Genomic DNA, 21,555 nt, shown 5'->3' on the forward strand with positions numbered 1-21,555 from the left:
GCCGGAGCGTCTTCTCCTACCCGTCCAGGGCGGGGAACATCGTGCTCCGCGTAGTGGTCGGCACGGTGGTCGCCGTAGTCGTCGACGCGGCGGTCGGAGGCGCGTTGGTCGAAAGCGGTGCGGTCGCCGCGTCTGCTGAGCTGACCCTGCGCCGAGGCGGTCGCACGGATCCGTCGCTGCGGGGTCAGTTTTCGGCCGTCATTGACTCCACCGACATGGTCGACCACGTCGAGGACCACGGGACCTCACGAGCGTCGTCGGCAACAGGTGCTCTCTCCGTTGGAGCGATCGTTCCCGCCTCGGCAACCCGCAGGTGGGGGGGGACGCGCCACGGATGCGTCAAGCGATCTCGGCCCGAGGACAGCGAACACCCTCCACCGTCGTCAACGAACCACCACAACCTGGAAAGCGGCGTCCTCAGCAGTACCGTTGAGAGAGTCCTAGCCCACCGGTTCCTTCGCGTCGACGAGGGGGTCCGTCGGGGCCGGGGAGTGGCCTCGCCGCCGAGGAAGTTCATCGTGATCAGGGGAGTGGTCTCGCCGGCAACGCGGCCTCGTGGTTGTTCAGCCGCGGGGTGCACCTCCCCGAAGGAACGCGCCGGCCGCACTCCGCGCCGAGATCGCCCCGCTCGTTCAACACTGAGCGCGTTTGTCACCGCTTCGGCGAATGACCGGCCGCTCATTCAACACTTGGCGTGAATATCTCGCCTTTGGGGACCACATTTTCACGCGACCTGTTGATTGAGGGGCCGCCAGGCTGTTCGGCAGCCTGAGTTACACCGTGAAGGTTTGCGCAGGACAGGAGAGATGAGCGCGGGGAGATGAGCGCGGGGAGATCGCGGACGCCGTCGATCAGCCGAACGCCAGGTGCACCCATCGGCAGGGTGTTCTCGAGGCTGTGAAGCCGGGGGAGCGGGGACGGTGGGCGGGTACGCAAGAGGGCCCAGCACGCGATGTGCTGGGCCCTCTCGGGTCCGACGAAAGTCAGCGGGTCAGGATCCGACTCTCACCGGAGTCCGAACCGTGACGATCAGTGGCTGATCGACTTCTGATCCGCGCCTTCGACCGCTCCGTGGTCGTGGTGCGAGGCCTCGAGCTCGGTCTTCGTCACCGGTGCCACACGATCTTCGAAGAAGAACTTCGACAGGCGGGCGCGGAACTTCTCGAGCTTGGTCACCTTGCCCTCGGCGTTCGGCTGCGGCGGGATGTAGTGCGGCGATTCGAACGCGGTGAGCTTCCACAGCTTGTTCGGCGGGAGCGCCTCGTGACGCTCGAGGAATTCGCCGTGGGGGAGGCGGATGATGTTCGCCGTCTCCCGACCGTGCAGAGCGACCTCACGGTCCTTGCGCTGCAGTGCGAGGCACATGCGCTTGGTCACGATGTAGCCGATGACCGGGCCGATGAAGAAGAGCGCGCGGAAGATGTAGATCATGTCGTTGAGCGACATGTGGAAGAACACGGCGATGATGTCACCCGACGCAGCAGCCCACATGTTGCAGTAGAAGATGATGCCTGCGACACCGATGGCGGTGCGTGTGGGGTTGTTGCGCGGACGGTCGAGGATGTGGTGCTCGCGGTTGTCCTTGAGCAGCCAGGCCTCGAAGAACGGGTAGACGAACATCGCGGCGAACACACCGCCCATGACGAGCACGGCGCTGTTGATGTTGAACGAGATCGGCCAGCCGGCGATGTAGAACTCGAACCAGCCCGGCACGATGCGGAGGAATCCGTCGGCCCAGCCGATGTACCAGTCCGGCTGCGTGCCGGCGGAGACGGGGGAGGGGTCGTACGGTCCGTAGTTCCAGATCGGGTTGATCGTGAACAGTGCCGAGATGACGGAGATGAGACCGAAGATGAGGAAGAAGAATCCTCCGCCCTTCGCAGCGAACGTCGGGAGGACGGGTTCGCCGACGACGTTCTTCTCGGTGTGTCCGGCGCCGGGCCACTGCGTGTGCTTGTGGACGACGACGAAGATGAGGTGGATGCCGATGAGCGCAATGAGCAGCGCCGGGACGATCATGATGTGCAGCGAGTACAGTCGCGACACGATGTCGACACCCGGGAACTCGCCGCCGAAGAGGAAGAACGAGATGTAGGTGCCGACGAGCGGCAGCGACTTGAGGATGCCGTCGATGATGCGCAGGCCGTTGCCCGAGAGCAGGTCGTCCGGCAGCGAGTAGCCGGTGAAGCCGGCTGCCATCGCGAGGATGAGGAGCAGCACGCCGACGACCCAGTTGAGCTCGCGCGGCTTGCGGAAGGCACCCGTGAAGAACACGCGCAGCATGTGGAGGCTCAGTGCCGCAACGAAGAGCAGGGCGCCCCAGTGGTGCATCTGGCGGATGAAGAGCCCGCCGCGGATCTCGAAGGAGATCGCCAGCGTCGAATCATAGGCCTCGGAGATCTGGACGCCGCGCAGCGGCACCCAGGGTCCCTCGTAGTGGAGCTCGCCCATCGCGGGCTGGAAGAAGAACGTGAGGAACGTGCCCGAGAGGACGACGATGACGAAGCTGTAGAGGGCGACCTCGCCGAGCATGAAGGACCAGTGCGACGGGAAGATCTTGCGCCCGAACTCGCGGACGAGGACGGAGGCCCCGACGCGCTGTTCGGTGAAGTTCGTCAGCTTCCCGACGGTTGTTGTGGGCTGTGTAGTACTCATGGGTGATTGATCTCCCAGAACGTAGGTCCGACAGGCTCAGGGAAGTCCGACTGCGCGACCAGGTAGCCTTCGCTGTCCACCCGGATGGGCAGCTGCGGCAGCGGGCGCTTCGCCGGGCCGAAGATGACCTTGCAGTGCTCGGTCACGTCGAACGTCGACTGGTGGCACGGGCAGAGCAGATGGTGGGTCTGGTGCTCGTAGAGGGCCACCGGGCAGCCGACATGGGTGCAGATCTTCGAGTACGCGACGATGCCGTCGTGCGACCAGTCGGCGCGTGCCGGATCCTCTTTGAGCTCCTTGGGGTCGATGCGCATGAGGAGAACGGCGGCCTTCGCCTTCTCGTCGAGCGCGTGACCGGCGTTGGACTCGTCGCCGATGCCGGAGGGCAGCACGTGGTAGGCGGAGCCGATCGTGACGTCCTCGGCCTTGATAGGGCGCTCCGAATCGGGGCTGGGAATGCCGCCCGGATCGCGGATGAGCCTCACGCCCTCGCCCCACAGGGTCTTGAACAGGGCGTCTCCGGGCAGCGGACCGAGGTCGCGGAAGACGAGGATCGCGGGCAGGGGAGCGATCGCCAGCGCTGCGATGAGCGTGTTGCGCAGGAGCGGGCGACGGGCGATGCCCGACTCCTCCTTGGCCTGGTGGAGGATCTCGAGCGCGATCGCCTGATCCTCTTCGCTGCCGCTGATGTCGTGACGTTCGTCGATGCCCTCGTGATCGCTCATGAGGTTCTTCGCCCACAGCACCGCGCCGGCGCCGAGGGAGAACATCGCCAGGGCGGCACCGAGGCCGACCATCATGTTGGCGATGCGGATGCTCTGCATCTCCTCACCCAGGGGGAAGAGGAAGTACGCGACGATGAACCAGATCGTGCCGACCATCGACAGCATGAACCAGAAGGCGACCTGACGCTCCGCGACCTTCTGGGCGCGGGGGTCCGAGTCGGACAGACGCGGCTTGTGTTCGGGCAGGCCCGGGTTGGTGAACCCGTTCAACTCCTCGAGCTGGCTGCCGCCGCCGGAGTGCTCTTTCGAGGTCATCGAATATTTCCCCGTCTAATCTCGTAATGGAATGTGGTCAACAACGCTGTGCTCATTTCGCTCTCGATGAGAGCCATACGGTCAGACCGATGACTGCTGCGAGTCCGAAGAACCAGATGAAGAGGCCCTCGGCCACTGGTCCGAGCGAACCGAGCTTGAAGCCGCCGGGGGACGGGTTCTCAGAGACTTCCCGGACGTAGGAGATGATGTCCCGCTTGTCCTCGGGAGTGAGGTTCGCGTCGTTGAAGATGGGCATGTTCTGCGGTCCGGTCTGCATCGCCTCGTAGAGGTGCTTGGGCGAGACATCCTGGAGGTTCGGGGCGTACTTGCCCCGGGTCAGCGCGCCACCGGCCCCGACGACGTTGTGGCACATCGCGCAGTTGGTCCGGAAGAGGCCGCCGCCGACGGCGGGGTCGCCCTTCTCGGGATCGATGTACTGGGCTTCGGGGATCGCCGGTCCCGGTCCCAGAGAAGCGACGTACGCTGCCAGCTGCCCGGTCTGCTCCTCATCGAACTGGGGTTCCTTGACGGGGGCCTGCGGGCCGTTGGCCTGCAGGGGCATGCGACCGGTGCCGACCTGGAAGTCGACGGCCGCCGCGCCGACGCCGATGAGACCGGGGCCGGCCTTCGTGCCCTCGGCATTGAGGCCGTGGCACGTTGCGCAGTTCGCGGCGAAGAGCTTCTGGCCCTCTTCGATGTCAGAGGCGCTGGCGGTCTGTGCCTTGGCGCTCGAGGTCTGAGTGAAGAGAGCATACGCTCCGCCGGTCAGCAGCAGGCCCACGAGGAGCAGCACGACGAGTGCCATCGGGTGCCTGCGGCGATCTGCTAAAAGCTTCACGGGAAAGTCCTTTGCTTGAAGTTTCTGATGTCCGGGTGACCGTGTCGGCGGTGGACTACTGGAGGAGGTAGATGACGCCGAAGAGGCCGATCCAGACGACATCGACGAAGTGCCAGTAGTAGGACACGCAGATCGCGAATGTGGCTTCGTGGTGGCCGAACTTCTTCGCCCCGTAGGCGCGTCCGATGACGAGCAGGAAGCAGATGAGTCCGATGGTGACGTGGAGGCCGTGGAAGCCGGTGGTCAGGTAGAAGACCGAACCGTATCCGTCGGTGTCGATCGACAGACCCTCGCGCACGAGCTCCGCGTACTCCATGACCTGACCCGAGACGAAGACCGCGCCGAGGAGGAACGTGAGGTAGAACCACTCGATCATGCCCCACTTGGCGATGTTGAACAGCCCTCCGGTCCGGCGGGGCCGGAACCGCTCAGCCGCGAACACGCCCATCTGACAGGTGAAGGACGACGACACCAGGATGATGGTGTTGCCGAGCGCGAACGGGACGTTCAGCAGCTCGGTCTGCGTCTCCCACAGACCCGGGACGACGGATCGGATGGTGAAGTACATGGCGAAGAGCGCGGCAAAGAACATCAGGTCGCTCGCGAGGAACACGATGAAGCCCACCGTGGTCACATTCGGGCGATTGACTACCGGATGCGCTGGCGCTGTCTGGGATGCAGTGGCAGTTGACACCCCACCATTATTACCCGTCTCGGGGTGAGTTTTCACCTTTTACCCAGGTTTCGGAGGAGAAATTTCTACACGGTGTAGCGAAATCCCCGGATTGGTGCCCCAATCTCGTGATTCTGTGATCTCCACCCCGCGTGTCGAAGACGCGATAGGATGCCGCAGGTAAGGTCCGCCTCCTGTTCGGAGGCGGTGCACGCGCCCCCAGATGGAGAGCACTGAGCAATGACGGATCACCCGCGCACGACAGCCCCGGCGACCACGGTCACCGGGACCGAATCGACAGGTGCGGACGTCACTGCGAACTGGCCCGACCTGCTCATGACCCTCATGCACGGTCAGGACCTCACCGAGGCCCAGGCCTCGTGGGCGATGGATCAGATCATGTCCGGCCAGACTCCCGATGTGACGATGGCCGCATTCCTCGCCGCGCACCACACGAAGGGCGAGACGGTTGCGGAGATCGCCGGTCTCGTCGCGGCGATGATGGAGCACGCCGTGCCCCTGCCCGGTCTCGAGGACTCCGTCGACATCGTCGGCACCGGTGGTGACCGGGCGAAGACGGCGAACATCTCCTCGACCGCGGCGATGATCATCTCCGCCACCGGGCAGCGGGTCGTCAAGCACGGCAACCGGGCGACCTCCTCGGCGTCGGGGTCGGCCGACGTCCTCGAGGCCCTCGGCGTCCGGTTCGACATCACGCCCGAGCAGACGGGCATCGTCGCCGCCGAGGTGGGGCTGGCGTTCTGCTTCGCCAACGTCTTCCACCCGTCGATGCAGTTCGTCGCCGCCGTGCGGCGCCAGATCAGCGTGCCGACGGCGTTCAACATCCTCGGTCCGCTGACGAACCCGGCCCGCGCCCGGCACACCGCGATCGGCGTCGCCGATGCGCAGATGGCCCCGCTCGTCGTCGGCACCCTCGCCAAACGCGGTCACCAGGCGGTCGTCTTCCGCTCCCGGGACGGTCTCGACGAACTGAGCAACACCGACGTCAACGACGTCTGGGAGGTCCGCCACGGCGAGGTCGAGCACACGACGTTCGATGCCCTCGACCTCGGGTTCGAACGGGTGACGAAGGACGACCTGCGCGGCGGCGGACCGCTCGAGAACGCCGCGATCACCCGGTCGGTGCTCGCCGGTGAGAAGTCACCGGTGCGCGACATCGTCCTCATCAACGCCGCCGCTGCGCTCGTCGCCGCCGACGAGGCCGCTGTCGGGTCGTTCACCGAACGCCTCGCCGCGAAGCTGCGCATCGTCGAGGACACCGTCGACGCCGGGCTCGGGGCCCAGAAGCTCGATCAGCTCGTCACGGTCTCACGACGCATCGCCGAGGCGAACGGCGCCTGAGGCCCGGGCGTGGAAGACCGCGCCCTCCCGCGGCAGCGCCCACTCCCCGGTCACCGACCACGGCACGGCCGTCTCCAGCCAGTGGGCGAGCATCCGCGTCTCCTCGGGCAGCGGATCACCGGGGGAGGGGAACAGGCCCGGGGCCGGCACCCACTCCGCGGTCGCCGCGAGTGCTGCGAACGCCGCGTCGAGGCCGCTCGGCGTCGACCGGTGACCGGCCGCGGCGAGCCGACCGCGGCGGATGACAGCGAGGTCGATTCCGCCCTCGCCGCCCGGAGCCCACGCCTGGATCTCCTCGACGGCGGCCAGGCGTACCACGGTCTCCGCGCGGGCGGCTGTCGACAGTGCCGCCCGCATGCCGTCGCGGACCTCGGCGGCAGTCTCGTAGCGGGCCTCACCGGCCAGCCGCGCCATCCGCTCCCGGCTGTGCTCGTGCAGCGAGGTGAAGTCTCCTGACAGCGCGCCGATGAGCCCGGCGATGGCCGTCCGGTACGCGCCCGGATCGGTGACCCCGGCGCAGGGACCCCCGCACTGTCCGACCTGGGCGCTCACGCACGCCCGGTGGGCTGCCAGCGTCGCCGGACTCACCTTCGCGGTGCACCGTTTGACGGGGTAGAGGGTCTCGAGGAGCTCCTTGACCGCCTGAGCCCGCTTCCGGGACCGGAACGGGCCCAGCGGCGGAGCCGGTGAGCGCTCAAGTGCCGAGCGGGAGCGGGCGACGGAGAGCCTCGGGTAGGCCTCGCCGCTGAGGACGACCCAGGCGTTGCGCTCGGGGTTCTTCGACCGCCGGTTGTACGGCGGGGCGAGTTCGCCGATGAGCCGGACCTCGCGCACCTCCGCCTCGAGGACGTGCGCGCAGGGCAGGGCGGTGACCTCCTGCGCCGCGGTGATCATCTCGGCCATCCGCCCCCGATTCTCCGAGGCGTTGAAGTAGCCGCGCACGCGCCGGGCCATATTGCCGGATTTGCCGATGTAGAGGACGCGGCGGGTGCCGTCGACGAACATGTAGACGCCGGGTTCGGCCGGCACGCCCTTGGCGAGATGCGCTTTGGCCTGGCGTCGCGCCCACCCGGCCTGGCGGACCGTCGCGAGCTCTTCGAGGGTGGTGATGCCGAAGCTCCCGAACCGCTCGAGGAGGCGGTGGAGCACCTCGCCGGTCGCCCGAGCGTCCGACAGCGCGCGGTGGTCGGGTTCGACCGCGGTGCCGAAGTGGGCGGCGAGCGTGCCGAGTTTGTGGTTGCGGACCTCGTCGCGACCGAGCACGCGGCGCGAGAGCGTCACCGTGTCGAGCACCTGGGGATTCGGCCAGTGGTAGTCGAGGCGGTCGCATGCGGAGCGGAGGAAGCCGATGTCGAAGGGGGCGTTGTGGGCGACGAGCACGGTGCCGGCGGCGAATTCGAGGAAGCTCGGAAGCACCGAGCGGATCGTCGGGGCGTCATCGACCATGGCGTGGGTGATGCCGGTGAGCCGGGAGACGAACGGGGTGATGACGGAGTGCTCGGGCTTGACGAGGGTCTGGAACTCCCCGATGACCTCCCCGGCGCGCAGCTTGACCGCACCGATCTCGGTGATCTCCGCCGTTCCCGCGTGCGTGCCCGTCGTCTCGAGGTCGACGACGACGAACGTGACGTCGTAAAGCGGGGTGCCGATGTCCTCGAGGCTCAGCTGCGTGTGCTCGAGACGGGTCGGCGCCCGATCGAAGGGAGTGGCGGGAGACGTCATGGTCGCCAGTGTGCCAGGCGCCCCTGACACGCGCTCACACCGAGGCTCCGCTGTCGCCGCCCTCGGTGCGCGACTGCTTGGGCAGGTGGAAGAACAGCCCGATCGCACCGCCGATGCCGACGGCGAGTCCGACGAGGAGGAACCATTGGGGCAGCGGACGGAAGAGGACCGCGCCGATGATGAGGAGGACGACGGCTCCGAAGGTCGCGACGACGGAGAGCATGAGCGTCGGGGGAGCCGTGCGCCACCCGATCGGGGCCGCCGGCTCGGGCTCCCAGTGCTCGGCGTCGGCCAGCCGCTCCCGGATCTCCTCGACGGGCATCTCGCTCATCGGCGCATCCGGTTCGGAGAGCCGGGCCACGACATCCTCCCAGTGGCTGTCGCTGACCCGGGAGGAGTCGCCGATCGTCTCGGATTCCGGCACCTGCCGGCGCCAGTCCTCGGTCTCGTCGTCGCTCATGTCATTCATCAGCAATCACCGCTTGCGCGATATTCCCGGCGCGGGCGAATCCGTCCCCGACCGCGGGGCCCCGGCCGTGCGCGGAGCAGGCGTGCGGTGTGCGGCGGCGGCGACCGCCTCGGCGATGACGTCGGCATCGTAGTCGAGGGTCGCCACGTGTCGACTGCGCCGCAGCGGCACGATGTCGGGGCGCACGCCGAGGCGGGACCGGAGCACCCGCAGACTCCGCGGTCCGACGACGCTGTCCTGACCGGACACGAGCACCGTCGTCGGCGTTCCCACCTGCCAGAGGTTCTCCCGGAGGTCGGTGAGGGCCGCGGCGAACGAGGCGACCGCGGCCACAGGTGTCCGGTCGCCGGCGAACTCGTCCCGGTCGGGATGGGCGATGTCGTTGCCGATCGCCGGGACGAAGGGGACGACGTGCCTGAGCACGGGCAGCAGGGGAGTGAGCGGGGAGTCGATGTGGAGACCGGGGTTGACGAGGACGATCTCATCCGGTGGGTTCGCACCCGTCGCCAGTGCCAGGGTGAGTGCCCCGCCCATCGAGAGTCCGGCGACGACGACCCGGGTGTGGCGGGCCTGGAGCTCACGCAGCTCCGCCTCGGCGGCGGTCAGCCAGTCCGCCCACGTCGTCGCCGCGAGTTCCCGCCACGTGCCGCCGTGGCCGGGGAGGAGGGGAACGGAGACGCTGAGGTCGTCGGCTGCCAGGGCGCGCGCGATCGGCTGCCAGGCCGCCGGTGAGCCGGTGATGCCGTGGAGGAAGAGGACCGCGGTGTCCGCGGTCGGGGCGATCGCCGAGTACGCGGCGCGCGGTGCGGCAGAGGGGGTGAAGTCGATGTCCATTCCACCAGCATCGCACGTCGGCCGGCGGCGCACGGTTCGACAGTGCAGTTGGATATATGATGACCGGGGACGTTCAAGCGTCGTGACATGGAAGGGTGCGCGTGTTCTACTGGTTTCTCAAACGGGTCCTGGCCGGACCCATCCTGCGGATCCTCTTCCGTCCGTGGGTGCGCGGTTTGGACAACCTGCCGCAGGACGGCCCGGCGATCATCGCCGGCAACCACATGCACTTCATGGATTCGATCTTCGTTCCGCTGCTCGCCCCCCGCCCCGTCGTCTACCTCGCGAAGAAGGACTACTTCACCGGACGCGGCATCAAGGGCGCGGCGACGCGGTGGTTCTTCAAACTCAACAACCAGCTGCCGATGGACCGCGGCGGCGGCTCCGGGTCGCAGGCGTCGCTGGAATCCGGGCTCAAGGTCCTCCGCGAGGGCAACTCGCTGGGCATCTACCCCGAGGGGACGCGCTCTCCCGACGGCAAGCTCTACCGCGGCCGGACCGGCATCGCCCGCCTCGTCCTCGAATCCGGTGCCCCCGTCATCCCCGTCGCGATCATCGGCACCGACAAGATCCAGCCCGCCGGCCGTCTCATCCCGAAGTTCCGACGCGTCGGGGTCGTCTTCGGCTCGCCGATGGACTTCTCGAAGTACGAGGGCCTGCCCGTCGACCGCTTCCTGCTGCGGTCGATCACCGATGAGATCATGTACGAGATCATGCGCCTGAGCGGCCAGGAGTACGTCGACACCTACGCCTCGACCGTGAAGACGAAGCTGCTCACCTCGGCGAAGCCGAAGAAGGCAGCGGAGGAACCCGACGACACCAACGCCGGCTGAGGACCCATCGTCCGAGGTCACAGCCCGTGTCTGCCGAGTGCTCCACAGGCAGGGACCGGTGTTCGATTCCTCCCATAACGGCGACACGCGCAAATCGTTACCTTGGGGTGTTTGTCGCGGCCTCCGCGGCAGAATAGTTTGGAGTTGTTGAATCCCACTGTAGGTTCGCTGCGAAGAGCGGTAGAATGATTCCATTCTCTGACCCTTCGAAGCGGCCTCGCTTCCCCCAGGGACTATAAGGAGGAGTCGGTGTGAACCGCTCAAGTCACGAAAGCGTCGAGTCGACGCCACTGCCGTCGGCAGCACAGGGTCTCCTGTTCGACGACGACCTGCCCGTCCTCGACGAAGAGGCCGGCTACCGCGGTCCCACCGTGTGCAAGGTCGTCGGCATCAGCTACCGGCGCCTCGACTACTGGGCACGCACCGACCTCGTCACTCCCTCGATCCGCAATGCCACCGGCTCCGGCAGCCAGCGGCTCTACAGCTTCCGCGACATCCTCGTCCTCAAGATCGTCAAGCGCCTCCTCGACACCGGTGTCGGGCTGCAGTCGATCCGCACCGCCGTCGACCACCTGCGCTCACGCGGCGTCGAGGACCTCTCCCAGATCACGCTGATGTCCGATGGCGCGAGCGTCTTCGAATGCACCTCGCCCGATGAGGTCGTCGACCTCCTCCAGGGCGGACAGGGAGTCTTCGGCATCGCCGTCGGCCGCGTGTGGAACGAAGTCGAAGGCAGCCTCTCGGAACTGCCGAGCGAGCGACTGCCCGAAGACGATTCCGCCGTCCTCGCGATGGACGAGCTCGCGCAGCGCCGCGCCCAGAAGCTCGGCTGAGCACACACCTCAGGGGGAATGGCGAAGGGCCCAACCGGATCGGTTGGGCCCTTCGTCGTTCTGCCGCACTCCGGCAGGGAGAGTCACTCCGGCAGGGAGAGCCTAGGACTGCTTAGCCGATTTTCGGCCGCGGATGTTCTCCGAGCGCAGGGCGCGCTCGAGGAGGGCGTCGAAGGAGGAGGCGACCTCCTCGGCGGGTTTGCCCGGCCACGAATGGATGGGCCGAGCTGAGCCCTGCGCCTGCTGCATGACAGCGCGTTCGGCGAGCGGAGGATTGAGGACGAGCGGGCCGAACATCTCCCGCATCTCCGTGATCCGGTAGTCGTGCTCGGTGGAACCGGCGCGCACGCGGTTGACGACGAGACCGAGCGGTTGGATGTCCGAGGTGCCGCGTTGGCGCAGCTCGTCGGCGGCGCGCAGCGCGCGATCGGCGGCGGCGACGGAGAAGAGACTCGGCTCGGTGACGACCGCCACCCGGCTGCTCGCCGTCCACGCGGTGCGGGTGAGTCCGTTGAGGCTCGGCGGGCAGTCGATGAGGACGAGCCGGTAGCCCTTCGCGATCCGGCTGAGCGCATCCTCGAGCCGGCGCAGGTAGCGCTCGGACAGGGAGGGGCGGTCGAACTCCGCGGCCCGCGGCGAGCCGGAGATGACATCGAGGTGCCCCAGCTTGTCACCGACCCACCCCGAGGGGATGATCGCCTCGGAGAGGATCTTCTGCGATTTCGGGGCGGCGAGGACGTCGGCGATGTCGACCCGCGTCGAGGTGGGGACGTCGAGTCCCGTCGACGAGTCCGCCTGCGGGTCCATGTCGACGACGAGCGTCGGGATGCCGCGGTTGTACGCGGCCGACGCGAGACCGAGGGTCACGGACGTCTTGCCGACGCCGCCCTTGAGACTGCTGATACTGAGGACAAGCACCCTCCTACGGTAACGTATCCTCCCCGTTCGGGCAGGGTCGACCACGCCGAGGTGAGCGCGGTGTCCGAATCGGGGACCCCCTGCATTCAGTGGCCCACGTCACTGAGTAGAGTGGTCTCTCGACAGCCAGTCGACTGTTCGCCGCTCGGCGACCGATACAGAAGCGAGAAACACGGATGTTCTCTAAAGTGCTTGTGGCCAATCGCGGGGAGATCGCCGTCCGCGCGTTCCGCGCGGCGTACGAACTCGGCGCCTCGACCGTTGCTGTCTTCCCCTACGAAGACCGCAACTCCGAACACCGGATGAAGGCCGACGAGGCCTACATGATCGGCGACGAGGGACACCCTGTCCGTGCCTACCTCAACGTCGAGGAGATCATCCGCGTCGCCAAGGAGTCCGGCGCCGACGCCGTCTACCCCGGGTACGGCTTCCTCTCGGAGAACCCCGATCTCGCCCGCGCGTGCGCAGAGAACGGCATCACGTTCATCGGCCCCAAGGCCGATGTCCTCGAACTCGCCGGCAACAAGGTCCAGGCGCTCTCGGCAGCCCGCGGAGCAGGCATCCCCGTTCTCGACTCGACCCGTCCCTCGGCGGACATCGCCCAGCTGCTCGCCGACGCCTCAGCGATGGAGTACCCCCTCTTCGTCAAGGCCGTCGCCGGCGGCGGTGGCCGCGGCATGCGCCGGGTCTCGGACCCCGACCAGCTCGAGGACGCCCTCAAGGCTGCGATGCGCGAAGCCGAAGGCGCCTTCGGCGACCCCACGGTCTTCATTGAACAGGCCGTGCAGCGCCCGCGCCACATCGAGGTCCAGATCCTGGCCGACAACGATGCGAACGCGATCCACCTCTTCGAACGCGACTGCTCCGTCCAGCGCCGCCACCAGAAGGTCATCGAGATCGCTCCGGCGCCCAACCTCGACCCCGAGATCGCCGCGGCGCTGCACTCCGACGCCCTGAAGTTCGCCGAGGCGCTCGGCTACCAGAACGCCGGCACCGTCGAGTTCCTCCTCGAGACCGACGGCCCCCGGGCGGGCAAGCACGTCTTCATCGAGATGAACCCCCGTATCCAGGTCGAGCACACCGTGACCGAGGAGATCACCGACGTCGACCTCGTCGCCTCGCAGATGCGCATCGCAGCGGGGGAGACGCTCGCCGACCTCGGACTGCGCCAGGAGGACATGCGGATCAAGGGCGCTGCCCTGCAGTGCCGCATCACGACGGAGGACCCGGCGAACTCGTTCCGGCCCGACACCGGCACGATCACCGCCTACCGGTCCGCCGGCGGCGCGGGCGTCCGCCTCGACGGCGGCACCGTCCACGCGGGCGCCTCGGTGAGCGCGCACTTCGACTCGATGCTCGTCAAGCTCACGTGCCGCGGACGCGACTTCGCCCAGGCCGTCTCCCGCGCCCGCCGCGCCCTCGCGGAGTTCCGCATCCGCGGCGTGTCCTCGAACATCGGCTTCCTCCAGGCCGTGCTCGAGGACCCCTCGTTCGTCGCCGGCGACCTCGCGACCTCGTTCATCGAGGAGCGCCCGCAGCTCCTCGACGCCCGGGTCAGCGCCGACCGCGGCTCGAAGATCCTCGACTACCTCGCCGACGTCACCGTCAACCGGCCCCACGGCGAGCCGACCGTGCGCCTGCGCCCGGCCGACAAGCTGCCCGTCCTCGACCTCGGCCAGGCTCCGCCTCCCGGCAGCCGCGACCGCCTCCTCGAGCTCGGTCCCGAGGCCTTCGCCCGGTCCCTGCGCGAGCAGGAGGCCCTGGCGGTCACGGACACGACGTTCCGCGACGCCCACCAGTCCCTTCTCGCCACCCGGGTGCGCACCCGCGACCTCCTCGCCGTCGCCGGCCATGTCGCGCGGATGACCCCGCAGCTGCTGAGCATCGAAGCCTGGGGCGGGGCGACCTACGATGTCGCCCTGCGCTTCCTCGGCGAGGATCCGTGGGAGCGGTTGGCCCAGCTGCGCGAGGCCGTGCCGAACATCGCCCTGCAGATGCTCCTGCGCGGGCGCAACACCGTCGGCTACACGCCGTACCCCACCCAGGTCACCGATGCCTTCGTCGACGAGGCGGCCCGCACCGGCATCGACGTCTTCCGCATCTTCGACGCCCTCAACGACATCGAGCAGATGCGTCCGGCGATCGAGGCGGTGCGCGGCACGGACACGACGATCGCCGAGGTGGCCCTCTGCTACACCTCGGACATCCTCGATCCCGCCGAGGAGCTCTACACCCTCGACTACTACCTCCGACTCGCCGAGCAGATCGTCGAGGCCGGAGCGCATGTGCTCGCGGTCAAGGACATGGCCGGCCTGCTCCGCCCGGCCGCCGCAGCGAAGCTCGTGACCGCGCTGCGGGAGAACTTCGACCTGCCCGTCCACGTCCACACCCATGACACGGCCGGCGGTCAGCTCGCGACCCTCTTCGCCGCGGCCGGCGCCGGGGCCGACGCCGTCGATGCCGCCTCGGCGGCGATGGCCGGCACGACGAGCCAGCCGAGCCTCTCCGCCCTCGTCGCCGCGTTCGAGCACACCGACCGGGACACCGGCATCAGCCTCACCGCCGTCGAGGACCTCGAACCCTACTGGGAGTCGGTGCGCAAGGTCTACGCGCCCTTCGAATCGGGTCTGCCCGGGCCGACGGGTCGCGTCTACCGGCACGAGATCCCCGGCGGTCAGCTCTCGAACCTGCGGCAGCAGGCCGTGGCCCTCGGCCTCGGGGAGCGGTTCGAGGAGATCGAGAAGATGTACGAGGCCGCCGATGACATCCTCGGCCACCTCGTCAAGGTCACGCCCTCGTCGAAGGTCGTCGGCGACCTCGCCCTCCACCTCGTCGGAGCCGGCGTCGACCCGGCCGAGTTCGCGGAGAACCCCGAGAAGTTCGACATCCCGGATTCGGTCATCGGCTTCCTCTCCGGCGACCTCGGTGACCCTCCGGGCGGCTGGCCCGAGCCCTTCCGGACGAAGGCCCTCGCCGGTCGCACCCACAAGCCCGTCACCGAGGAGCTCGCTGCGGCGGACGCGGAGGCGCTTGAGACCCCCGGGCCCGAGCGGCAGGCGAAGCTCAACGAACTGCTCTTCCCCGCCCCGACGAAGGAGTTCGAGCGGATGCGCTCGAGCTTCGGCGACCTCTCGATCGTCGAGACCGCCGAGTACCTCTACGGCCTGACCTCGGGTGAGGAGGCGACCGTCGAACTGTCCAAGGGCAAGAACCTCCTCATCGGCCTGCGCGCGATCGGCGACACCGACGAACGCGGCATGCGCTCGGTGATGTTCACCCTCAACGGGCAGCTGCGTCCGCTCGAGGTCCGCGACCGGTCCGTCGAGTCCGACGTCAAGACCGCGGAGAAGGCCGACCCGTCGAAGCCGGGGCACGTCTCGAGCCCGTTCGCCGGTGTCGTCACCCTCCAGGTCGGCGTCGGCGACACCGTCGAGGCCGGCGATGTCATCGCGACGATCGAGGCGATGAAGATGGAGGCCTCGATCACCGCGCCCGTGGCCGGGCCGATCTCCCGGATCGCGATCGACTCCGTCTCCCAGCTCGAGGGCGGCGATCTCGTGGCGGTCATCGATGCCTGAGCGGGACATCCGCCTGTGGGGTGACCCCGTGCTCCGCAGCAAGGCCGACCCGATCACCGTCTTCGACGACTCCGTGGCGGCACTGGCCGCCGACCTCGTCGACTCGTCCCTGCCCGAGGGGCGGGCAGCCGTCGCCGCACCGCAGATCGGGGTGGGGCTGCGGGCCTTCGGCTACGACCTCGACGGGCGCACCGGGTACGTCATCAACCCCGAGATCGTCGAACTCGGCGGTGCGCTGCGCGACATCGACGAAGGCTGCCTGTCCGTGCCGGGGCTCTTCTTCCTCACCCCGAGGTGGGAGTTCGCCCGGGTGCGCGGTGTCGACGCGCAGAACAACCCGATCGAGATCTCCGGCACCGAGGTGTTCGCGCAGATGCTCCAGCACGAGGTGGCGCACCTCGACGGGCAGGTCTACATCCAGACGCTGCCGGGGGAGCGCCGCCGCGAGGCGATGAAGGCCATCCGCAGCGCGGACTGGTTCCTCGCCTCATGACAGTCACCGAGGCGCCCGCCCGGGGTGCCGAGAACGAAGGGAAGTCCATGGTCATCGCCCGCACCGCTGTCATCGGCAGCGGACTCATGGGAGCCGGCATCGCCGAGGTGCTCGCGAAGTCCGGTCTCGACGTCATCGTCTCCGAGGTCAGCGACGAGGCGGCTGCCGCCGGTCAGGCGCGGATCGAGAAGTCACTGGCCCGGGCCGTGGAGAAGGGCAAGCTCACGGCCGCCGAGAGCGAGGCGGCCAAGGCGCGGCTGCGATTCACCACCGACATCACCGAGCTCGCCGACCGGCAGCTCGTCATCGAGGCGGCGAGCGAGAACGAGGAGATCAAGAAGTCGATCTTCGCCCGCCTCGACGAGGTCGTCACCGATGAGGAGGCGATCTTCGCATCGAACACCTCGTCGATGCCGATCATCCGCTTCGCACAGGCGACCTCGCGACCCGAGCGGGTCCTCGGCATCCACTTCTTCAATCCCGCACCCGTCCAGCCGCTCGTCGAGGTCGTGTCCTCGGTGCTCACCGACCCGGGCGTGGCCGAGTCCGTCACGGAGTTCGTGTCACAGGTGCTCGGCAAGACACCGGTGCAGGCCCAGGACCGGCCCGGGTTCATCGTCAACGCCCTCCTCATCCCGTACCTGTGCTCGGCGATCCGCATGCTCGAGTCGGGGGCGGCGACGAAGGAGGACATCGACGCCGGCATGGTCGGCGGGGCCGCCCACCCGATGGGTCCGATCGCCCTCGCCGATCTCGTCGGGCTCGACACCTGCCTGTTCGCGGCTCAGAGCATCTTCGATGAGACCGGGGATCCCGCCGCGAAGCCTCCGGTCCTCCTCTCCCGCATGGTCGATGCCGGTCTCCTCGGGAGGAAGACCGGCCGCGGCTTCTACGAGTACTGAGCCCGCACACGCCGACGGGGCTGTCTGCGCATCGTGCGCAGGCAGCCCCGTCGGCGTCGAACGGCGGGGCCCTGAGCTCAGCCGGCGAGGAGCTTCTCGTAGCTGGCGAGCTTGACGCAGGCGACGAGTCCCTCGGCGGCGAGTTCGACGTCGGCCAGGGTCGGCATCGTCGGAGCGATGCGGATGACATTGCCCTGCGGGTCGAGCCCGTACGGGTGCGTCGCCCCGGCCGGGGTGAGCTTGACCCCGGCCTCGGCGGCGAGCTTGACGATCCGATCGGCCGTGCCCTCGAGGGTGGTCAGGGTGATGAAGTAGCCGCCGTCGGGCTTCGTCCACGTCGCGAGGTCGGTTCCGCCGAGTCCGGATTCCAGAGCGTCGAGCACCGCGTCGAACTTCGGGGCGATGATCTCCGCGTGCTTGCGCATATGGTCGATCACGCCCTGGCTGTCCTTGAAGAAGCGCAGGTGACGCAGCTGGTTGACCTTGTCGGGCCCGATCGCGATGTTCGCGAGGTTCGAGGTGAACCAGCGCATGGTCTCCGGACCACCGGCGAAGAACGAGACTCCGGAACCGGCATGGGTGATCTTCGAGGTCGAGGCGAAGATCCAGGGGCGTTCGGGATGGCCGGCGGCCGCGCAGAGGGAGAGGATGTCGATCGTCTCCGGGTGTTCGTCGCGGAGGTGGTGAAGGGCGTACGCGTTGTCCCAGAGCAGCGTGAAGTCCGGGGCGGCAGCGGGCATCGCCGCCAGCGCGGCGGCCCGGTCGGGAGTGATGGTGATCCCCGTCGGGTTCGAGTACATCGGCACGAGCCACATGCCCTTGACGGTCGGGTCCGCGGCGAGGCGCTGCGCCGCGTCGAGGTCGGGGCCCTCATCGTCCATCGGAATGCTCAGCAGCTCGAAGCCGAGGGATTCGGCGAGAGTGAAATGGCGGTCGTAGCCGGGGACCGGGCAGATGAGCTTGTGGGTGCCCGCCCCCCACGGGGTGGAATCGGCGGCTGTGCCGTGGAGGAGGGCGAAGGTGAGCGCCTGCGCCATGAGGGTGAGCGAGGCGTTGCCGCCGGCGAGCAGCTGCTCGGCGGGCACCTTGAGCAGCGGCGCGAAGATCTCCCGGAGTTCGATGATCCCGTCGAGGCCACCGTAGTTGCGCGTGTCGACACCCCCCGGTGTCCGGTAGTCGTCCCCGGTCACCTGCGTGAACAGGTCGACCGCGAGGTCGAGCTGGGCGGGACTCGGCTTGCCTCGGGTGATGTCGAGGTCGAGGCCGCGCGAGGCGAACTCCTCGTACGCGCGGGAGGCCTTCTCGAGTGCGGACTCGAGATCGGGGGTGGGGGTCATCGATGCTCCTTCTCGCCGCGCTGCGGCGGTGGTGACTGCCGGTGCCTCCATCCTAGTCACAGGGCGGGCCGGGCGTGTTCGTTAGAGTGTGTTCCTGAGACGATCGGCCGCAGAGTCGCAGAGGAGGACAGCGCCATGGTCAGACCCCGGGCTCAGGCCGCGCATGGGACTCGGTTCGGCACTCAGGCCCACCTCTACGACGCCGTCCGCCCCGACTATCCGCAGGCGGCCCTCGACCTCCTCGGCGCCGGCTGGGCCGGGCTGCGGGTGTGCGACCTCGGGGCGGGCACGGGAATCCTCAGTCGGAGGCTGCTCGCCGCCGGCGCCGAGGTCGTCGCCGTCGACCCCGACGCCGCGGCCCTCGAGCACAATCCGGCACCGTCTCTCGTCGGGTCCGCGGAGACGACCGGCCTGGCGACCGGCAGCGTCGACGTCGTCACGGTCGCCCAGGCCTGGCACTGGTTCGACGAGGCGGCGGCGGGGGAGGAGATCGCGAGGATCCTCACGCCCTCCGGTCGGCTGCTCATCCTCATCAACCAACTCGACGTCCGCGTCGACTGGGTGCTGCGGCTCAGCCGCATCATGCACGCCGGGGACGTCTACCGGCCCGCGTACGTGCCCGCGCCGCGCGGCTTCAGCCTCCACGACCGGGCCGTCATCGACTTCTCCACCCCGCTCGACGTCGACGGCATCGTCGATCTCGCGCGCACCCGGTCGTACTGGCTGCGGTCGAGCGAGGCGACCCGCAGCCGCGTCGAGGCGAACCTGCGCGGCTATCTCACCGAGGAGCATCCGATCACCGGCACCGTCGACCTGCCCTACATGTGCCTGGCCTACCTGCTCGCGCGTGAACGCTGAACGGCGGGCAGGCACGCGCTCATGCTTCTCTGCCCGCCGGTGCGGATCAGCCCTGGCTCAGAGGGGCCGGTCGTCCTCGGTCTCGACCACCTCGGTGGATTCGATGACCTCGGTCTGCTTCGGCGCCTGATGGGAGACGCTGATCTTGCGCGGTCGTGCCTCCTCGGCGACGGGGATCGTCAGGGTGAGCACCCCGTCCTCGTAGTCGGCGCGGATCCGGTCGAGGGCGACGCGGTTGCCGAGGGTGAGCTGGCGGGCGTACGTGCCCGAGGTCCGCTCCCTGGTCAGCCACTTGACGTCCTTGTCCGCCACCGGTGAGGTCCGCTGCGCGCGCACCGTGAGCGTGCGGTCCTCGACATCGACGTCGATGCTCGAGGGGTCGACCCCGGGCATGTCGATCTGCGCGACGAACACCTCGCCGTCGCGGTAGAGGTCCATCGGCATGGTCGCGGCGTTCGGGGTGCGGGTGACCTCGGTGAAGAAGCGGTCGAGATCGCGGATGGGATCGAAGCGAGTGGCCATGATCGTCCTTTCATTGGGGGAACCGGTCCTGTATTGAGTCAAACACACTCAATTTTGAAATCAATCCTCACACATGGAACTCTCAAACAATATGAGCCTGTCTCCGATCCTCGCCGCCCTCGTCCCGGTCACAGCACTCATCGTGCTCGGCCTGGGACTGCGGAGGACTCCGCTGTTCTCCGGCGAGGACTTCTGGGCGGGGGCGGAGAGGCTCGCGTACTACTGTCTCCTGCCCGTCCTCCTCTTCACCTCCGTCGCCGAGGTGGACGTCACCGCCGTCCCCGTGCTCCGACTCGCCGTCGCCCTCGTCGTGCCCACGCTCATCGTCTCGCTGTTCATCATCGTCCTCCGCCGCGTCGTCGCCGCGGATCTGCCGGCGTTCACCTCGGTGCTCCAGGGCGGGATCCGCTTCAACACGTACATCGGCCTCTCGATCTCCGCGAGCCTGCTCGGACCGACCGGGGGAGCGCTGGCGGCGATCGTCGCGGCCATCCTCGTGCCCACGGTCAACATCGTCTCGAGTCTCGGGTTCGAGTTCCTCCGCACGGGACGACGGTCGGTCCTCGGCCTCCTCCGCGTCATCGTCCTCAACCCCCTTGTCATCGGGTGCGCCCTCGGGGGACTGTGGAACCTCAGCGGGTGGGCGCTGCCGGAACTCGTCTCCGGTGTCCTCGATCCGCTCGCGGCTGCGGCCCTGCCGATCGGCCTCATCTGCGTGGGAGCGGGACTGCGGTGGTTCTCCCTGCGGGAGCACGGCGCCGGCCTCGTCTGGTCGACGGCGGTCAAGCTCGTCGTCCTGCCCGGGCTCAGCCTCGCCGCGCTCGTCGTGCTCGACGTCCCCGCCGAGGCGGCCGTGGTCGGACTGATCTTCCAGGCGATCGCGACGGCGAGCTCGGGTTATGTCATGGCCCGGCAGCTCGGCGGCAACGCCGAGCTCATGGCCGCGCTCATCGCCGCCCAGACGGTGCTCATGCTCGCCACCCTGCCCCCGACGCTGCTCCTCGCCCAGCTCGTCTTCGGGGTCTGAGGAGTCCGCCGCAGGGGCCGGAAGTCGGCCCGGCGTGGGGAAGCACAACGGCCGGCTCCCCGCGGCGGGGAACCGGCCGTGTCAGCGGAGTCTCATTCGCTGTCAGCGGAGTCTCACTCGCTGTCGGCGGAGATGTCCGGGTGACGCGAACCGAGCGCGTTGTCGATCGAGAGCAGACCCGAGCCGCTGTCGCCGACGATCTCGAGGCGACCGATGATCTCGGAGATGCTCGCCTCTTCCTCGACCTGCTCGTCGATGAACCAGTTGAGCAGGGGAAGGACGTCGAGGTCGCCCTCGGCCTGGGCGGTGCGGTAGATGTTGCGGATCGACTCGGAGACCTTCTCCTCGTGGGCGAGCGCGGCCTTGAAGAAGTCGAGCGGACGGGAGCCGGAGACCTTCGGGGCGGCGATGTCACCGATCTGCGGGGCGAAGCCGCGGTCGACGCAGTGCTGGATGAACTTCGCGGCGTGGACCTGCTCCTCCTCCGACTGGGCGCGCATCCACCGGGTCATGCCGGTGAGCTCGAGGTCGTCGAGCTGAATGGACATCTGCAGGTAGACCATCGAGGCCTCGAGTTCGAGCGTGACCTGCTCGCCGAGGACCTTCTGCATTGCGGGGCTCAGGTGCATGTGAATCTCCTAATGCGTTGTCAGGCAGCGGA

At 68.3% G+C, this 21,555-nt stretch carries 20 protein-coding genes; 8 read left to right on the plus strand and 12 right to left on the minus strand.

The window, feature by feature from the left end; all coding sequences use genetic code 11:
• From ABD154_RS04830 to ctaE, 5 genes are all read right to left on the minus strand, one after another.
• The coding region (locus tag ABD154_RS04830; protein ID WP_344250424.1) for a hypothetical protein at positions 1–239 on the minus strand (239 nt) is incomplete at its 3' end.
• Positions 240–1,029: 790 nt separating this feature from the next.
• A complete protein-coding gene (gene qcrB / locus ABD154_RS04835) occupies positions 1,030–2,655 on the minus strand; it encodes a cytochrome bc1 complex cytochrome b subunit (RefSeq protein ID WP_198498745.1) in 1,626 nt (541 codons plus the stop codon).
• Complete coding sequence (gene qcrA, locus ABD154_RS04840; RefSeq protein ID WP_198498746.1) at positions 2,652–3,695, minus strand: cytochrome bc1 complex Rieske iron-sulfur subunit; 1,044 nt, start codon at positions 3,693–3,695, stop codon at positions 2,652–2,654. Before qcrA ends, qcrB begins: the two co-directional genes overlap by 4 nt.
• 52 nt (positions 3,696–3,747) lie before the next feature.
• Positions 3,748–4,533: a cytochrome bc1 complex diheme cytochrome c subunit gene (gene qcrC, locus ABD154_RS04845; RefSeq protein ID WP_198498747.1), complete on the minus strand. Its 786-nt coding sequence runs from the start codon at positions 4,531–4,533 to the stop codon at positions 3,748–3,750.
• A gap of 55 nt (positions 4,534–4,588) precedes the next feature.
• Positions 4,589–5,227 carry an aa3-type cytochrome oxidase subunit III gene (ctaE, locus tag ABD154_RS04850; RefSeq protein WP_486005686.1) on the minus strand — a complete coding sequence of 213 codons (639 nt, stop codon included), beginning with the start codon at positions 5,225–5,227 and terminating at the stop codon, positions 4,589–4,591.
• Positions 5,228–5,446: 219 nt separating this feature from the next.
• On the opposite strand from ctaE, the gene trpD reads away from it, so the two are divergent.
• Positions 5,447–6,568, plus strand: a complete 1,122-nt coding sequence (gene trpD / locus ABD154_RS04855) for an anthranilate phosphoribosyltransferase (RefSeq protein ID WP_198498748.1) — start codon at positions 5,447–5,449, stop codon at positions 6,566–6,568.
• On the opposite strand, the gene ABD154_RS04860 is transcribed toward trpD, so the two are convergent.
• The 3 genes from ABD154_RS04860 to ABD154_RS04870 are packed head-to-tail and all read right to left on the minus strand — an operon-like array spanning position 6,536 to position 9,593.
• Positions 6,536–8,290 carry a DEDD exonuclease domain-containing protein gene (locus ABD154_RS04860; RefSeq protein ID WP_198498749.1) on the minus strand — a complete coding sequence of 585 codons (1,755 nt, stop codon included), beginning with the start codon at positions 8,288–8,290 and terminating at the stop codon, positions 6,536–6,538. The genes trpD and ABD154_RS04860 overlap by 33 nt on opposite strands.
• Before the next feature lie 34 nt (positions 8,291–8,324).
• On the minus strand, positions 8,325–8,750 hold the full coding sequence (locus tag ABD154_RS04865; RefSeq protein ID WP_198498750.1) for a hypothetical protein: 426 nt from the start codon (positions 8,748–8,750) through the stop codon (positions 8,325–8,327).
• 15 nt (positions 8,751–8,765) lie between these two features.
• Positions 8,766–9,593 carry an alpha/beta hydrolase gene (locus tag ABD154_RS04870; protein ID WP_198498751.1) on the minus strand — a complete coding sequence of 276 codons (828 nt, stop codon included), beginning with the start codon at positions 9,591–9,593 and terminating at the stop codon, positions 8,766–8,768.
• A gap of 101 nt (positions 9,594–9,694) precedes the next feature.
• Here ABD154_RS04870 and ABD154_RS04875 point away from each other — a divergent pair, with 101 nt between their 5' ends.
• Positions 9,695–10,426, plus strand: coding sequence for a lysophospholipid acyltransferase family protein (locus ABD154_RS04875; protein WP_198498752.1), 732 nt, complete (start codon positions 9,695–9,697; stop codon positions 10,424–10,426).
• 251 nt (positions 10,427–10,677) lie between these two features.
• Entirely contained in the window at positions 10,678–11,259 is a 582-nt protein-coding gene (locus tag ABD154_RS04880) for a MerR family transcriptional regulator (protein ID WP_137826148.1), read from the plus strand.
• 102 nt (positions 11,260–11,361) lie between these two features.
• Here ABD154_RS04880 and ABD154_RS04885 read toward each other — a convergent pair whose 3' ends face one another.
• The gene (locus ABD154_RS04885) at positions 11,362–12,177 is read right to left on the minus strand and encodes a ParA family protein (RefSeq protein ID WP_137826149.1); all 816 of its coding nucleotides are present in this window, start codon (positions 12,175–12,177) and stop codon (positions 11,362–11,364) included.
• Between the two features lie 176 nt (positions 12,178–12,353).
• On the opposite strand from ABD154_RS04885, the gene ABD154_RS04890 reads away from it, so the two are divergent.
• Genes ABD154_RS04890 through ABD154_RS04900 form a run of 3 tightly spaced genes read left to right on the plus strand, consistent with a single transcriptional unit; the run spans position 12,354 to position 17,150 of the window.
• Positions 12,354–15,755 (plus strand): pyruvate carboxylase, encoded by a 3,402-nt coding sequence (locus tag ABD154_RS04890; protein ID WP_198498753.1) that lies wholly within the window; start codon positions 12,354–12,356, stop codon positions 15,753–15,755.
• A complete protein-coding gene (locus ABD154_RS04895; RefSeq protein ID WP_198498754.1) occupies positions 15,748–16,248 on the plus strand; it encodes a peptide deformylase in 501 nt (166 codons plus the stop codon). Before ABD154_RS04890 ends, ABD154_RS04895 begins: the two co-directional genes overlap by 8 nt.
• Positions 16,245–17,150 (plus strand): 3-hydroxybutyryl-CoA dehydrogenase, encoded by a 906-nt coding sequence (locus tag ABD154_RS04900; RefSeq protein WP_269780022.1) that lies wholly within the window; start codon positions 16,245–16,247, stop codon positions 17,148–17,150. Before ABD154_RS04895 ends, ABD154_RS04900 begins: the two co-directional genes overlap by 4 nt.
• A gap of 77 nt (positions 17,151–17,227) precedes the next feature.
• Here the strand turns inward: ABD154_RS04900 and ABD154_RS04905 are convergent, their stop codons facing one another.
• Complete coding sequence (locus ABD154_RS04905) at positions 17,228–18,487, minus strand: aspartate aminotransferase type Ic (protein WP_198498755.1); 1,260 nt, start codon at positions 18,485–18,487, stop codon at positions 17,228–17,230.
• A 135-nt stretch (positions 18,488–18,622) separates the two neighbouring features.
• Here ABD154_RS04905 and ABD154_RS04910 point away from each other — a divergent pair, with 135 nt between their 5' ends.
• The gene (locus ABD154_RS04910) at positions 18,623–19,345 is read left to right on the plus strand and encodes a class I SAM-dependent methyltransferase (protein WP_198498756.1); all 723 of its coding nucleotides are present in this window, start codon (positions 18,623–18,625) and stop codon (positions 19,343–19,345) included.
• A 57-nt stretch (positions 19,346–19,402) separates the two neighbouring features.
• Here ABD154_RS04910 and ABD154_RS04915 read toward each other — a convergent pair whose 3' ends face one another.
• A complete protein-coding gene (locus ABD154_RS04915; RefSeq protein WP_198498757.1) occupies positions 19,403–19,867 on the minus strand; it encodes an Hsp20/alpha crystallin family protein in 465 nt (154 codons plus the stop codon).
• Between the two features lie 91 nt (positions 19,868–19,958).
• Here ABD154_RS04915 and ABD154_RS04920 point away from each other — a divergent pair, with 91 nt between their 5' ends.
• Positions 19,959–20,894, plus strand: coding sequence for an AEC family transporter (locus ABD154_RS04920; protein ID WP_198498758.1), 936 nt, complete (start codon positions 19,959–19,961; stop codon positions 20,892–20,894).
• Between the two features lie 113 nt (positions 20,895–21,007).
• Here ABD154_RS04920 and ABD154_RS04925 read toward each other — a convergent pair whose 3' ends face one another.
• On the minus strand, positions 21,008–21,523 hold the full coding sequence (locus ABD154_RS04925) for a ferritin (protein ID WP_137824099.1): 516 nt from the start codon (positions 21,521–21,523) through the stop codon (positions 21,008–21,010).
• Positions 21,524–21,555 lie beyond the last annotated feature (32 nt).

The sequence above is a fragment of the Brevibacterium sanguinis genome (genome assembly GCF_039528855.1).
GTDB lineage: Bacteria > Actinomycetota > Actinomycetes > Actinomycetales > Brevibacteriaceae > Brevibacterium > Brevibacterium sanguinis.